Origin of the sequence: Duganella sacchari (assembly GCF_900143065.1) — a bacterium.
Classification (GTDB): domain Bacteria; phylum Pseudomonadota; class Gammaproteobacteria; order Burkholderiales; family Burkholderiaceae_D; genus Rugamonas; species Rugamonas sacchari.
The window spans coordinates 355,588-369,276 of sequence record NZ_FRCX01000001.1; the positions used below are offsets into that span (position 1 = coordinate 355,588).

Annotated in this window: 13 protein-coding genes; 2 read left to right on the top strand and 11 right to left on the bottom strand. The window is 60.6% G+C overall.

The features are described from left to right. Window positions 1–27 precede the first annotated feature (27 nt). The 4 genes from BUA36_RS01740 to BUA36_RS01755 form a co-directional block, all read right to left on the bottom strand. Window positions 28–897, bottom strand: coding sequence for a protein-L-isoaspartate(D-aspartate) O-methyltransferase (locus BUA36_RS01740; protein ID WP_072780834.1), 870 nt, complete (start codon window positions 895–897; stop codon window positions 28–30). Next, window positions 894–1,631: a 5'/3'-nucleotidase SurE gene (gene surE / locus BUA36_RS01745; RefSeq protein ID WP_072780836.1), complete on the bottom strand. Its 738-nt coding sequence runs from the start codon at window positions 1,629–1,631 to the stop codon at window positions 894–896. The genes BUA36_RS01740 and surE overlap by 4 nt, the downstream gene beginning before the upstream one ends. Window positions 1,632–1,701: 70 nt before the next feature. After that, a complete protein-coding gene (locus tag BUA36_RS01750) occupies window positions 1,702–3,663 on the bottom strand; it encodes a KGGVGR-motif variant AAA ATPase (protein WP_072780837.1) in 1,962 nt (653 codons plus the stop codon). A gap of 9 nt (window positions 3,664–3,672) precedes the next feature. Continuing rightward, window positions 3,673–4,278 carry a toll/interleukin-1 receptor domain-containing protein gene (locus tag BUA36_RS01755; RefSeq protein WP_072780839.1) on the bottom strand — a complete coding sequence of 202 codons (606 nt, stop codon included), beginning with the start codon at window positions 4,276–4,278 and terminating at the stop codon, window positions 3,673–3,675. Window positions 4,279–4,448: 170 nt separating this feature from the next. Between BUA36_RS01755 and BUA36_RS01760 the strand changes: the two genes are divergently transcribed. After that, on the top strand, window positions 4,449–5,429 hold the full coding sequence (locus BUA36_RS01760; protein ID WP_072780840.1) for an NADPH:quinone oxidoreductase family protein: 981 nt from the start codon (window positions 4,449–4,451) through the stop codon (window positions 5,427–5,429). Between the two features lie 105 nt (window positions 5,430–5,534). Here BUA36_RS01760 and yoaA read toward each other — a convergent pair whose 3' ends face one another. After that, window positions 5,535–7,571: a DNA repair helicase YoaA gene (gene yoaA / locus BUA36_RS01765; protein WP_072780842.1), complete on the bottom strand. Its 2,037-nt coding sequence runs from the start codon at window positions 7,569–7,571 to the stop codon at window positions 5,535–5,537. Between the two features lie 23 nt (window positions 7,572–7,594). After that, window positions 7,595–7,795, bottom strand: coding sequence for a YdcH family protein (locus BUA36_RS01770; protein ID WP_008450659.1), 201 nt, complete (start codon window positions 7,793–7,795; stop codon window positions 7,595–7,597). A gap of 136 nt (window positions 7,796–7,931) precedes the next feature. Here BUA36_RS01770 and BUA36_RS01775 point away from each other — a divergent pair, with 136 nt between their 5' ends. Next, the gene (locus tag BUA36_RS01775; protein WP_072781537.1) at window positions 7,932–8,735 is read left to right on the top strand and encodes a PP2C family protein-serine/threonine phosphatase; all 804 of its coding nucleotides are present in this window, start codon (window positions 7,932–7,934) and stop codon (window positions 8,733–8,735) included. Here the strand turns inward: BUA36_RS01775 and BUA36_RS01780 are convergent, their stop codons facing one another. The 5 genes from BUA36_RS01780 to odhB form a co-directional block, all read right to left on the bottom strand. Then, window positions 8,736–9,392 carry a hypothetical protein gene (locus BUA36_RS01780; protein WP_072780843.1) on the bottom strand — a complete coding sequence of 219 codons (657 nt, stop codon included), beginning with the start codon at window positions 9,390–9,392 and terminating at the stop codon, window positions 8,736–8,738. It lies immediately after the preceding gene. 12 nt (window positions 9,393–9,404) lie between these two features. Next, window positions 9,405–10,502: a cell division protein ZapE gene (gene zapE / locus BUA36_RS01785; RefSeq protein ID WP_072780845.1), complete on the bottom strand. Its 1,098-nt coding sequence runs from the start codon at window positions 10,500–10,502 to the stop codon at window positions 9,405–9,407. A gap of 69 nt (window positions 10,503–10,571) precedes the next feature. Then, window positions 10,572–12,002 (bottom strand): dihydrolipoyl dehydrogenase, encoded by a 1,431-nt coding sequence (gene lpdA, locus BUA36_RS01790; RefSeq protein ID WP_072780846.1) that lies wholly within the window; start codon window positions 12,000–12,002, stop codon window positions 10,572–10,574. 3 nt (window positions 12,003–12,005) lie between these two features. Beyond that, window positions 12,006–12,329: a PspC domain-containing protein gene (locus BUA36_RS01795; RefSeq protein ID WP_072780848.1), complete on the bottom strand. Its 324-nt coding sequence runs from the start codon at window positions 12,327–12,329 to the stop codon at window positions 12,006–12,008. An 88-nt stretch (window positions 12,330–12,417) separates the two neighbouring features. Continuing rightward, window positions 12,418–13,671, bottom strand: a complete 1,254-nt coding sequence (gene odhB / locus BUA36_RS01800) for a 2-oxoglutarate dehydrogenase complex dihydrolipoyllysine-residue succinyltransferase (RefSeq protein WP_072780849.1) — start codon at window positions 13,669–13,671, stop codon at window positions 12,418–12,420. Window positions 13,672–13,689: the final 18 nt, after the last annotated feature.

Consider the following 13,689-nt stretch of genomic DNA (forward strand, 5'->3'; position numbering starts at 1 on the left):
TCATCGTATTGTCTAGTGGTGCGGGCGCTAAACCACGCCCGGACGCAAAGGCACAAAGTGGCAATCTTCCAGCGTTTCGCTGGTCCACTCCGTCTTGCCGATGCGGGTAATCAGTTCCAAATGCTGTGAGCGGGACCCCACTGGCGCGACCAGGCGACCGCCGATGGCCAGTTGTTCCAGCAGGGCTTGCGGCACTTCCAAACCGGCCGCGGCCAGAATGATACCGTCAAATGGAGCGGCTTGCGGCAGCCCAAGCATACCATCTCCGTAATGCAGACGCAGGTTCGGCACGCGCAGCGGACGCAAATTGGCCTTGGCCAGCTCGTGCAACGGCTTGATGCGCTCGATGGAATACACCTCTTGCGCCACGCAGGACAGCACGGCCGCCTGGTAGCCGCAGCCGGTGCCGATCTCGAGCACGCGCCGGAGCTGGCCACCGTTGCGCATAACCTCGATCATGCGGGCGACAATGTAGGGCTGGGAAATGGTCTGGTGATGGCCAATCGGCAGCGATGCGTCGATATAAGCTTGCGGCGCCAGGCCTTCATCCATGAACAGATGGCGCGGCACGGTTTCCATGGCGCCCAGCACGACCTGGTCCTTGACGCCCTGCTTGGCGATGCGCTGCACCATCGCACGGCGCACCGCATCGGATACCAGCGGATTCTGGCGCGGCACCTGCACCGGCGCGGCCTGCGCCCGCTCCATCGCATAGCTGTGCGACTTGGACGGCGTGGCGACCGGGCGGGGAGCGGGATACAGCGGCGGCGCATGGCGCGCAGCATTTTGGGTGGCGGTTTGCGGTGTTGCCACCGGCGCGAATACCGTTGCCTTCTTGGCCCCCTTGTCGACTACTGAGGACAGCGGCAAGGGAAAGGTACGGTTTTTTTCGGTCATGCCAAGGCCTTTGCCAATGCATCGAGTTGGGTGGTGTGCGTCAGATCGACTTGCAGCGGCGTGATCGATGTGCGGCCATGGGCGACAGCATGGAAATCCGTGCCCTCCCCGGCATCCTTGCATGCACCCGGTGGGCCGATCCAGTAGATATCCCTGCCGCGCGGGTCCTTGGCCTTGATCACCGGCTCGGACTGGTGGCGCCGGCCCAGACGGGTGGCGGCCAGCACATTCAGCTGCTCGTAAGGACGATTCGGGATGTTCACGTTCCACAAACAGGGGCGCGGCAACGTTTCATAATACCGCTGGATAATGTCGCGCGCATGACGTGCGGCGTCATCGATATGCTCCCAGCCGTATGCGCCCTGGGAAAAGGCGATGGCGGGAATGCCAAACAAAAAGCCCTCGGTGGCGGCGGCGACCGTGCCGGAATACAGCGTGTCGTCCCCCATATTGGGACCGTTGTTGATGCCGGAAACCACCAGGTCGGGCTTGTAATCGAGCAGCGCCGTCAACGCCACGTGCACGCAATCGCTGGGCGTGCCGTTGACAAAGTAAAAGCCATTGGCGGCCTGCTGTACCGACAAAGGCCGGTCCAGCGACAGGGAGTTCGATGCGCCCGAGCGGTTGCTGTCCGGCGCCACCACCACGATGTCGGCGATGGGGGCGAGCGCACTGGCCAGCGCATTGATACCGGGCGCCAGGTAGCCGTCGTCATTGCTTATCAGGATTCTCATACAGGGGATTTTACCCGAAGCAATGGCCGCACTGCGCATGGCAGAGGCCCGGAAAACATATAAATTTCTATCAACGCGGCGGACTGCGCATGCCGGCCAGATGGCCGTCCAGCGCCAGCAATTCATCCGGGGCGTGTGACCACAAACTATGGGCTGGCAGCGGGTTGCGCGGCCGCAGCGGCCGGACCAGCGCATCGCCGTAGTCGTCCATGGCGGCATTCTGGTGCAGTTCGGTCACCATGGGCAGGTCGGCGGATGGCATCCCCAGTTGCAATTGGACCTCCATGAGCTGCTCGCGCGCCTTGAGGGTATCCCGGTGATCCGGTCCCAGACGGAGCAAATGGGCATGCAGCACGGCTTCCAGCAGACTGCGGGCTGCATCCAGCTCCTGCATCTGCACCAGCGTTTGCGCCAGCGCCGTCTTGCTGTGCAGCGTATCGACATGCTCGGCACCCAGCATGCGCTTGCGCGCCGCCAGCACATGCTCCTGCAGGCTGCGCGCATGCTCGGTTTCGCCGCGCCGCAGCAGCAGTTCCGCGCGCACCGCCTTGGCGGACAAGGTCAGCAGATGTTCAGACCCCAGCAGACGCATATAAATATCGATCACCGCGTCCTGCATGGCCAGCGCCTCGGCGACATGCCCCTGCTGCCCCAGCGTGGTGGCCAGACTGGTACGGGCGGACAAGGTGTCAAAATGTTCATTCCCCAGTTGCCGCTCACGCGCTTCCACCACGCACTCATCGAGGAACTGCGCTTCATCCAGCCGCCCCTGCTGGCGCAAACCGGCCGCCAGATAGGCTTTGCTGGACAGCGTATCGGGATGGTCTTCGCCCAGAACGCGCTGGCGCAAACCGAGGCTTTCCTCGAAACAAGCCAGCGCTTGCCGCAAGCTGCCGTCGCGCCGGTACAACTCCCCCAGCAGATTGAGATTATGCGCAAGTGACTGGGCAACAGCGCGCGATGCGACGCCGCCCTCCTCCAGCGCCTTGCGCGCCTGATTGATCGAGCCCAGCAGATGAATTTCACGGCTGCACTGCCACGGAAAATAGCCCGGCGCCAGCCAAGCAAGAAACGCTTCGAAAGTACGCGTCAGCGAAAAACGGTCGCCGCCCTGATCCAGCCGCACCGCAAGCTGCTCGCCATAGGCAAAAGTACGGGTCTGCTGTAGCTGGACTTCGTCAAAATAGCTCTCCAGCGACACATCCTGCATGCCATAGCACTCGCCGATCAGCTCCTCAAAGCCAGGCTGGTAACCCAAAATGCGCCGACGCTCGTCGCCGCGCCGCCACTGGGCACGCTGGGCGCTATCGGCCATTTCCATACGCGACGGCAAGGGGTAAACCAGCAATGGCCGCTGCTCGTCTTCGTGACTGCGCCGATAAGTGGTGGCGCGTATCACCAGCGCCTGCACGCCTTCCAGACTCTGACGGTTGGGCGTAAACACCACGACGAGCTTACGAGGAAGCAAGGTGGTGCAGATGCCGGCGCTATCGCTGCGGCCAGTACGCGAATCCACCAGCACGTAACTGAAATGCCGGGTCAGCCGCTCGGCAAAGCAGCGGAACAGCGCCGGGCAACTATTAAACAGCTCCTCCCAGTGCAGGGCAGCGAGCCGCTCGCCATAACTGTCGTCAAACCGGCCGGCGCGCATCAGGTAAAGCTGACTGCTCTGGTCAACACGGCTGATATATTGCTCCCAACCAACAGCCGCCAATACTTCATGGGCGAGTTCTTCATCGTCGAGCGCCACGGCGCCGTTGCGGCGACGCTGCAACTGCTCGCGGCAAGCCTCAAACAACTCCAGCACCCCCGGCCTGGGCTCGGGATGGTGGTCAAAATAATGGTGCAAGCCCGGCGCCTCCAGGTCCCAGTCGATCATGAGCACGGGCGTGGTGGCGTTCTGCTGACGCGCCAGCAACACCGCTATATTGGAGAGTGCCATGGTGCGACCGGTGCCGCCCTTATAAGAATAGAAAGTAATGACTTCGCCGTTGGTGCTGAGCGGCGGCAGCGACAAGGGGATGGATTCCATGGCAAACCTTTAGCGAGGGAAGTGTGGAGGAGGAATGACACGCCATTCCGGCGGGATTTCCGGCAACACAAAACGACTGCAGTCATGCCCCGGCGGCGTGCTTCGTTTTAGACAGTGGTAATGCTCGGCAATGCGGTGGACGATTTTTTCAATGTCCGGGATGAAATCTGGATTGGTTTTCAAGTCGCCGCTGGCCAGCGTGTAGCGGGAAAAATCCACATACATGCCCGGCCCGGCAATTTGCGGCGGCAAGCCGACCGGATGGCGGGTCATGATGACGGGGATAATCAAATGGCTGGGCAGCGTGTACCACTGTTTGCGCTCATATTCGATAAGTTGCATGGCTGCAAACTCCCGGCGGGTATAGCCGTGGGCTTCGTATTTCGGTGTATAAATGGCAATCATGCAAACACTCTCACACAAAGCGCGCGCGATTTTTTCATCCAGATCATCTCCGCCGCCGAGTTGCTCACTGTCTACGAATAACTCGTCTTCGTTATCAAAATGCGGTTCCAGATAGCATTTCAAGGCATCGACCAGATCGTCCTTGAATTTGCTCATGTAGGCATGCTGGCCATGGGCATAACTGAAAAAGCAGCCGTGACGGATAGTCATGACATCCTCCCTGCGTTTAACCAACTCTAACAAGCCAGAATGCAGACACTTTGCGCCAACACAAACGTGTGCCAGCCATAACTTTGCGCAAGCGGCTGGCAGTTTGGGGTAAGATAAAAATATAACGAGCGTTCTTTTTTCGCTCTTTTTTTAAAAACAAGGAGACCAGAATGAAAGCTGTGGTGTGCGAAAACTGGGGAGCGCCAGACACCCTGAAAGTACAAGAATTGCAAGATCCGCAAGCGGGTCCCGGACAGGTAGTCATCGACGTGCAAGCAGCCGGTGTGAATTTCCCAGACGTATTGATCGTGCAAGGAAAGTATCAATTCAACCCAGAGCTGCCATTCGTTCCGGGCAGCGAAGTGGCCGGCATCGTCCGCTCAACCGGTAGTGATGTGACCACCTTTAAAGCCGGCGACAAGGTCATCGCCTTCGCCCCTACCGGTGGTTTTGGACAACAACTATTAGCGCCAGTGCAATCGCTGATTCCAATGCCGCCCGGCATGGATTTCGACACCGCAGCCGCCATCACCCTCACCTACGGCACCTCCTATCACGCGATAGTCGACCGCGCCATGCTAAAAAATGGTGAGAACATGCTAATTCTTGGCGCAGCTGGAGGGGTGGGCCTGGCTGCGATAGAGATAGGAAAAGCCCTTGGCGCCCGCATTATTGCTTGCGCCTCCACCGATGAGAAGCTGGAAGTCTGCCGCCAGCACGGCGCCGACGTCCTGATTAACTACAGCAAGGAAGATTTACGCGAAGCGGTAAAGGCCGCGACCGGCGGCAAAGGCCCGGACGTGATTTATGACCCGGTCGGCGGCGAGTATGCCGAACCGGCATTCCGTTCGATCGGGTGGGGAGGACGCTACCTGGTGATCGGCTTCGCCAACGGCGAAATTCCGAAATTGCCGCTGAACCTGACCTTGCTCAAAGGTGCATCACTGGTCGGCGTGTTCTGGGGTGAATTCACCAAACGTGATCCAAAAGGCAACACCAGCAATATGCGCCAACTGCTGCAATGGTTACACGAAGGCAAAATCAAACCCCATATTTCCGGACGCTATAAACTCGAAGACGCCGCGCAAGCGCTCAAAGACATGGCCGCCCGCCAGGTCACTGGCAAGGTGATTGTGTTGCCACAATCATAAAACCCAATCCGGGGTCAGTTCTTGCAATCCAACACGAGCTCAGCTATTCAATAGTTGAGCTCGTGTTGGATTGCAAGAACTGACCCCGGATTTTGATACTGGAAGTTACTGATCAGAATTCTTGTTTTTGAAGAATTCGAGGACGACGTCTTGTTCGCGCGTGCGTTTGAAGGACGGTAAACTCTGCCAGATGCGCTTGCCGTAAGGCTTGGAAATCACGCGCGGATCGCACAACATCAGCACGCCCTGGTCTTTTTCATCACGGATCAGACGGCCAGCGCCCTGCTTCAGGTTGATGATGGCTTCCGGCAGAGTGTGGTGCATGAAGCCGTTTTTGCCCTGTTTTTCCATCACTTCGATGCGCGCGGCCAACACCGGATCATCCGGCGGCGCGAATGGAAGCTTGTCGATAATCACCAACGACAGCGCATCACCCCGCACGTCCACGCCTTCCCAGAAACTCTGGGAGCCGATCAGCACGCCATTTCCTGCTTTCCGGAACTGATCCAGCAGCTCGGTACGGCCTTTGTCGCCTTGCACAAACAGCGGGAATGGCAGACCGCGTTTCTCGAATTCGTCGCGCAGGCGCTCGGCGGCACGCTTTACCGCGCGCAAAGTCGTGCACAAAAGGAAGGTTTTTCCGCCTGCCGCCTCGATAACCGGCAAGGCCAGATCCAGCACAGCGTCTGTATAACCGAAGGAATTCGGGTCCGGCAGGCCGGTGGGCACGTACAAAATGCCCTGCTCTTCGTAGTTAAACGGGCTGGGCCACGACATCGACGGCTCCTTGTCCAGGCCCATTTGCTCGGAGAAATGGCTGAAGTCGTTTTTCACCGCCAAGGTTGCGGAGGTGAAAATCCAGCTGCGCGGCACGCCTTCGCGCTGGCCGTTGAAGATCGGCGCGATCGACAGCGGTGTCTTGTGCAGCTGCAAGGATGAGGCGAACGCTTCGACCCAGAACACGGCCTCTTCGCCTTTGGCGACCCTGGCCTTGGGATCAAATTTCCATGCCGCCAGGCGCGCCACCAGTTCCACGCCGCGCTGGCGGCATTGCTCCAGCGTTTCCGCGCGTTCGGCCTGCTTTTCCAGCACGGCCATCATGCCGTCCAGCTCGTCCTTCAAGGTTTCCAGCGCCGGGAAGAAGTCGCTCGACGGCGCGATCTGCGGCAGCGACAGGCGCACGATGTCCTGCGGGAAGGTCAGGCGCAGGTCGCGCGCTGCCTTTTCCACCACGGTCACGACCTTGCCCCAGTCGGCGCCGTCGCGCGCGTTGGACAGGCCTTCGGCCAGCACATCGCGGCACAGTTCCAGCACCTGGGACGTGGAAAACGTGTCGCCGAAGAACAGGGTGGCGGTATCCGGCAGTTGGTGCGCCTCGTCGAAGATAATCGTGTTGGCGGACGGCAGCAGTTCGGCGACGCCCGAGTCCTTCAGCGCCACGTCGGCGAAGAACAGGTGGTGGTTGACCACCACCACATCCGCCTGCTGCGCTTCCTTGCGCGCCTTCATGATGAAGCAATCCTGGTAATACTGGCACTCCGCGCCCATGCAGTTGTCGCGCGTGGAGGTCACCAGGTTCCAGATCAGGGCGTTTTCCGGCACTCGCGCCAGCTCGGCCTTGTCGCCGGTCTTGGTCATCTTGAGGAAACGCGAGATTTCGCGCAGGTAGCCGACGTCATCGCGCGAGGTCATGCGGCCATTCTGCAGCGTGCGCTCCAGATGATAGTGGCACAGGTAGTTCGAACGCCCCTTCAGCAGCGCCACCGACACCGGCGCCTGCAGCGCGCTGCGCACTGAAGGGATATCGCGCAGGAACAGCTGATCCTGCAAGTTCTTGGTTCCGGTCGAAACAATGGTCTTGCCGCCCCACAGCAGCGCCGGCACCAGATAGGCAAAAGTTTTGCCCGTGCCCGTGCCCGCCTCGGCAATCAGCGTGGTCTGGTTGGCAATCGCCGACGCAATTGCCTTGGCCATCTCGGTCTGCGATCGGCGCGGGCGGAAGTCGCCCACGGCCGGTCCCAGCGGGCCGCCAGCGCCAAACAGGCGCTCGACCTCGGAATCGTACTTGCCGGGAGGCTGTTCAGGGGTGGCGCCGATGATGGCGGGCGTGGCGTCTGCGGACGGTGGGAGGTGTTCGGTCAAAATAAATCGGCTTGTGGCGTTATTTACGCCGGGACGTCAGGTACCAGCTGCATTTTAAGCAGAGTGATATGGTCTTTCAGTTGCAGCTTGCGCTTTTTGAGACGGCGCAACTGCAGTTGATCGTGGTGTCCGTCCAGCGTGAGCATATCGATGACCGCGTCCAGATCGCGGTGTTCGACGTCGAGTTCGATCAAACGACGTTGGATATCTTGTACATCAGTCATATTTCTCAGCCAAATAGTTTCACTGGAACAACAGGGGCGCGACTACACATTGCAAACAAACTGGGACACGGTGCATAGTTTAATCTACGGCGGCGCTGCCGCCAACAGAATGATCGCGCAGGATACCGTGTCAGCCATGAGCGCCTACAAAATCGAAGCCGGGACCGCCCAGCACATCGGCCAACGCCCCCAGCAAAACGACCGGGTCGCGCTGTACACGGCAGCCCAGGCGCCCGGCTATGTCATGGCGGTGCTGGCGGATGGCAACCACAGCCCCATCGCCGCCGATCAGGCTTTACTCACCAGCAAGCACCTGTTTGATGAATTCCGCGTCGGCAACAGCGCCAACCTGCCCCGCCTGCAGGAGCTGCTGCGCAGTATCGCGCTGGAAGTCCACCAGGTCATCAAGATGAACCCGATCGCCGCCGTGGCCGAGCCGCAAAGCGCGCTTGCCCTGCTGGTGCTGACGCCGCAGGCGCAAGCCGTGTGGGCGCATGTGGGCGATGCACGCATCTACCGTTTTGCCGGCGAGACCTGCGCCATGCGCACCAACGACAGCGCCTATCTTGAGCATCTGGTCAATGTCGAGCAGCTGCCGGCGGACGCGGCAAAGAAGCACCGCAGTTCGCGCCTGCTGCATAACGTGATCGGCAACAGCATGAAAGAGCCGTTTGTCACCGTCGGCTGCCACCAGGGCTTGCAGGCCGGCGATGCGCTGATGCTGTGCTCCGATGGTTTATGGCAGCTGTTCCGGCCCGAGGAGCTGGCCGCAGCGGTGGCCCGCAACACGCCGCGCCAGGCGGCCGAACGCCTGATCGGCAAGGCCGGCGAGCGGGCGCAAGGCAAAGGCGACAACTGCTCCATGGCCATCATCAAGCTGGTGGCGCCACTGCCGCAGGCGCCCGCTTACACGGTGCAGCAGATGCGCCGCGCCGTGTGATTACTTCTTGGAGGCTGCGGCGGCTTGTGCTTCCGCTTTTTTCTTGTCCGCTTCGGCGCGCTCGGCAGCTGCCTTCGCTTTCTCGGCGTTTTCCGCTTTCTTGCGCTCGACCTGGGTCTGGCGACGTTCGGACTCGGCTTTCTTCTTCTCGTAGGCCTGGACATTGGCGGCGCGCTTGGCAGCCTCGGCAGCGTCCTGCTGTTCCAGACGCTGGATCTTGGCGGCGTGTTCGGCCTCACGGTCGGCGACGCGCAGGCCGCTTGGCGCCGGCGCAGGCGCCTTCTCTTCCTTGGCCGGCTTGGGCGGCTGGGCGGCACGCAGCGCCGCTTCGTCCGCATCCTTGCGTGCGCGTTCGGCCAGGTCGCCATCGCGCCTGGCGACAGAGTCGGCACGCTTGAAGTGCTGCGCATCGACTTCCCGCGCACGGATCGCGGACAGCGCCACGCGGCGTTTTTCCTTGGCCTTGTCGAGGCAGTTATTGACGAAGAACTTGGCCGAGCATTCGCGCTCGCTGGCGGCAAATTCCTCGTTGACGGCGGCGCGGTCGTTGGCCACCTGCACCAGCGCGGCATCGGCCTGCGCCACCGAAGTAACGTTCTGGGCCTGTGCCGCCATGGTGATGACGGCGGCGCCCAGCAATGCGATAAGTGCTTTCATATCCTGATCCGATTACGCCAGCGACGCTGCAGCGCCGCGCTGCTGGCGGTTCATGTATTCCTGCGACTGCATCTCGACGATGCGCGACACGGTGCGATGGAATTCGTTGGCCATGGCGCCCGTCGTGTACAGCTCTTCCGGCTCGACTTCGGCCGACATCAGCAGCTTCACGCCCTGATCGTAGAACACGTCGATCAGCCAGGTGAAGCGGCGCGCTTCCGACGACATCGATGCCGACATCATCGGCACCCCGGACAATATCACGGTATGGAAACGGCTGGCGATTTCCAGGTAATCGTTCTGCGAGCGCGGCCCGCCGCACAGCGTATTGAAATCGAACCAGATGATGGTGCCGGCGCGGCGCAGCGCGCGGATCTCGCGCGCCTCAATCCGGATCACCGGATCTTCGTCGGCCGTCTCGGCGACGCTGGCGTAGGCGTCGCGCAGCGCCTGGTCGGTCTGCGCGTTGAGCGGCGTGTAGTAGGCCTCGACCTGCTCCAGCGCGCGGCCACGGTAGTCGATGCCGGCGTCGATATTCATGACGTCCAGCTTTTCGTACAGCAGATCGATGGTGGGCAGGATGCGGTCGCGGTGCAGGCCGTCCGGATACAGCAGCTGCGGATCGTAGTTGGAGGTCATGATGAAGGACACGCCGTTATCAAACAGCGCCTTCAGCAGGTTGTACATGATCATGGCGTCGGCCACATCGGAGATGTGGAATTCATCGAAGCAGATCAGACGGTATTTCTTGGCCACGCGCTTGGCCACTTCATCCAGCGGATCGGCGACACCGCGCAGATCATCGAGCTGCCGGTGCACATCGCGCATGAATTCATGGAAGTGCAGGCGCGTCTTGCGCACCAGCGGCACCACCGAGAAGAAGCTGTCCATCAGGAAGGACTTACCACGTCCCACGCCGCCCCACATGTACACGCCTTTCGGCACGGCCGGGCGGTTAATCAGGCGCTTGAAGGTGCTGGAGCGCTGCGACTTGTATTCCACCCACTCGTCATAGCATTGCTGCAGACGGTTGATCGCGCGCAGTTGCGCGTCATCGGGCTTGTAGCCGCGCTGCGAGAGCGCATTGTGGTAGTACTCTTGGACGTTCATCGTGTTCATTCGGCACAAACAAAAACGGCGGGCCATGGCGGCCCGCCTTACAACGGCTACGTCATCAACTTAGAAGTTGAGCGTACGTTTATCGATTGCCAGCGCTGCTTCCTTGGTCGCTTCCGACAGCGAAGGGTGCGCGTGGCAGATACGTGCGATGTCCTCAGCCGAAGCTTTGAACTCCATCGCCACTACCGCTTCCGAAATCAGTTCCGAAGCCATAGGACCGATGATGTGCACACCCAGGATTTCGTCGGTGGTGGCGTCGGCCAGGAACTTGACCATGCCCGAGGTATCGCCCAGCGCGCGTGCGCGGCCATTGGCCAGGAACGGGAAGGTGCCGGCTTTGTAAGCGACGCCGTCGGCCTTCAGTTGCTGCTCGGTGCGGCCAACCCAGGCGATTTCCGGCGAGGTGTAGATGACCCAAGGGATGGTGTTGAAGTTGGTGTGGCCATGCTGGCCAGCGATACGCTCGGCCACTGCCACGCCTTCTTCTTCCGCCTTGTGCGCCAGCATCGGGCCGCGCACCACGTCACCCACTGCCCATACGCCTGGCAGGTTGGTTTTGCAGTCGTCGTCGACCGCCACGAAACCACGCTCGTCCAGCGCCAGGCCAACTTTGTCCGCCGCCAGGCCATTGGTGTTCGGGGTACGGCCGATCGATACGATCAGCTTGTCGAACACGGTGGTGGTGGCTTCGCCCTTGGCATTTTCGTATTCCACGGTGACGTTGTTGTCGCCCTTGGTGATCTTGCCGATCTTGCAGCCCAGGTTGATGCTCAGGCCCTGTTTGGTGAACAGCTTGTTGGCTTCCTTGGCGATCTGCTCGTCCACGGCGCCCAGGAACACTGGCAGGCCTTCCAGCACGGTCACTTCCGAACCCAGACGACGCCATACCGAGCCCATTTCCAGGCCGATTACGCCGGCGCCGATCACGCCCAGCTTCTTCGGCACTTCGCCGATGGTCAGCGCGCCGGTGTTCGACAGGATCAGTTTTTCATCGAAGTCTGCGCCTGGCAGCGCACGGGCGTTGGAGCCGGTGGCGATGATCACTTGCTTGCCGGTGATGGTCTCGTTGGCAGGCGCCGAGATGGCCAGCGGGTAGCCTTCAGCGGTAGCGGCGCCAGCGAAGGCAGCGCGGCCGTGGAAGAAGGTCACTTTGTTTTTCTTGAACAGGAACAGGATGCCGTCGTTGTTTTGCTTCACAACGGTGTCTTTGCGCTTGATCATTTGCGGCAGGTTCAGCGACAGGCCGGCGACGTCGATGCCGTGGTCCTTGAACGCATGGCCGGCGTGCTCGTAGTGTTCCGACGATTGCAGCAGTGCTTTCGATGGGATGCAGCCGACGTTGGTGCAGGTGCCGCCAGGTGCCGGGCCGCCCTTTTCGTTTTCCCACGCGTCCACGCAAGCAACCGAGAAGCCCAGTTGTGCAGCACGGATAGCGGCGATGTAACCGCCAGGACCGGCGCCGATGACTACTACGTCAAATTGTTTACTCATTTTTTAATTTCCAATCAGTTCGTCTTCTGGGACGAAGATCCACAAGAGAATGTATATCGCCAGACCGAAACCAAAGGTCAGCACAAACAGTACAAACAGCAAACGCCAGATCCACGATTCGACACCGCTGATGCGGGCCAGACCACCGCAGACGCCACCGAGCCAGCGGTCGGTGCGCGAACGGCGCAAGCGCGAAAAATCGCTGCTGGCGCCCGGGCTTTCTTCCTTGTTCAGCAAACGGGCCTTGGCAGCCGCGAACTCTTCGTCCGACAGCGCACCCGCCTGATGCAGTTCGTGCAAACGCTTGATTTCTTCAGCAACGCTCATTCCACGATCCTCTTAGTTAAACCCTGCAATCGTCAGGGTCTGACCCCGTACGGGGTCAGACCCTGGTGTGCCGGGGTCGCCGGACAAATTACAGGTCCAGCAGCAGACGTGCAGGATCTTCCAGCGCTTCCTTCATGGCCACCAGGCCCAGCACGGCTTCGCGGCCGTCGATGATGCGGTGGTCATAGGACATCGCCAGGTAGTTCATCGGACGAACAACGATCTGGCCGTTTTCAACCACGGCGCGGTCTTTGGTCGCGTGCACGCCCAGGATCGCCGATTGTGGCGGGTTGATGATCGGGGTCGACAGCATCGAACCGAAGGTGCCGCCGTTCGAGATCGAGAAGGTACCGCCGGTCAGGTCGTCCAGGGTCAGCTTGCCGTCCTTGGCTTTGGCGCCGAATTCACCGATTTTCTTCTCGATGTCAGCGATCGACATTTGGTCAGCATTGCGCAGGATAGGCACCACCAGGCCGCGTGGCGAACCCACTGCGATACCGATGTCGAAGTAGCCGTGGTAGACGATGTCATTGCCGTCCACCGATGCATTGATGATCGGGTATTTCTTCAGCGCGGCAACTGCAGCCTTGACGAAGAACGACATGAAGCCCAGCTTGACGCCATGCTCTTTCTCGAACTTGTCTTTGTACTTGTTGCGCAGTTCCATGACTGGCGCCATGTTCACTTCGTTGAAGGTGGTCAGGATGGCGTTGGTCGATTGCGACTGGATCAGGCGCTCAGCGATACGCGCACGCAGACGGCTCATCGGCACGCGCTCTTCTGGACGGTCGCCCAGGCTGGCAGCGGCTGGTGCAGCAACTTGTGCCAGTGCCGGTTTGGCAGCTGGTGCGGCCAGTGGCGCAACGGCCGGGGTAGCAGGCGCCGATGCGGCCAGGGCGTCGCCCTTGGTCACGCGGCCATCTTTGCCCGAACCGGCAACGTCGGACGCCGACAGGCCTTTTTCCGACAGGATCTTGGCAGCGGCAGGCATCGCCACGTCGCCTTTCGAACCACCGGTTGCAGCAGCTGGTGCAGCGGCGGCAGGCGCAGCGGCAGGTGCTGGAGCCGCAGCGGCAGCAGGTGCGGCAACAGCAGCGCCGCCTTCGGTGTCGATAATGGCGATCAGTTCGTCAGCAACCACGGTGCTGCCGTCGCCCTTGATGATTTGCACCAGGGTGCCGGCCGCCGGTGCTGGCAGTTCCAGAACCACTTTATCGGTTTCGATATCGATCAGGTTTTCGTCGCGCGCAACGGTGTCGCCGACTTTTTTATGCCAGGTCAGCATGGTCGCTTCAGCGACGGATTCCGACAGTTGGGGAACTTTGACTTCGATTTTTGCCATGTAAAACTCCGTATATTT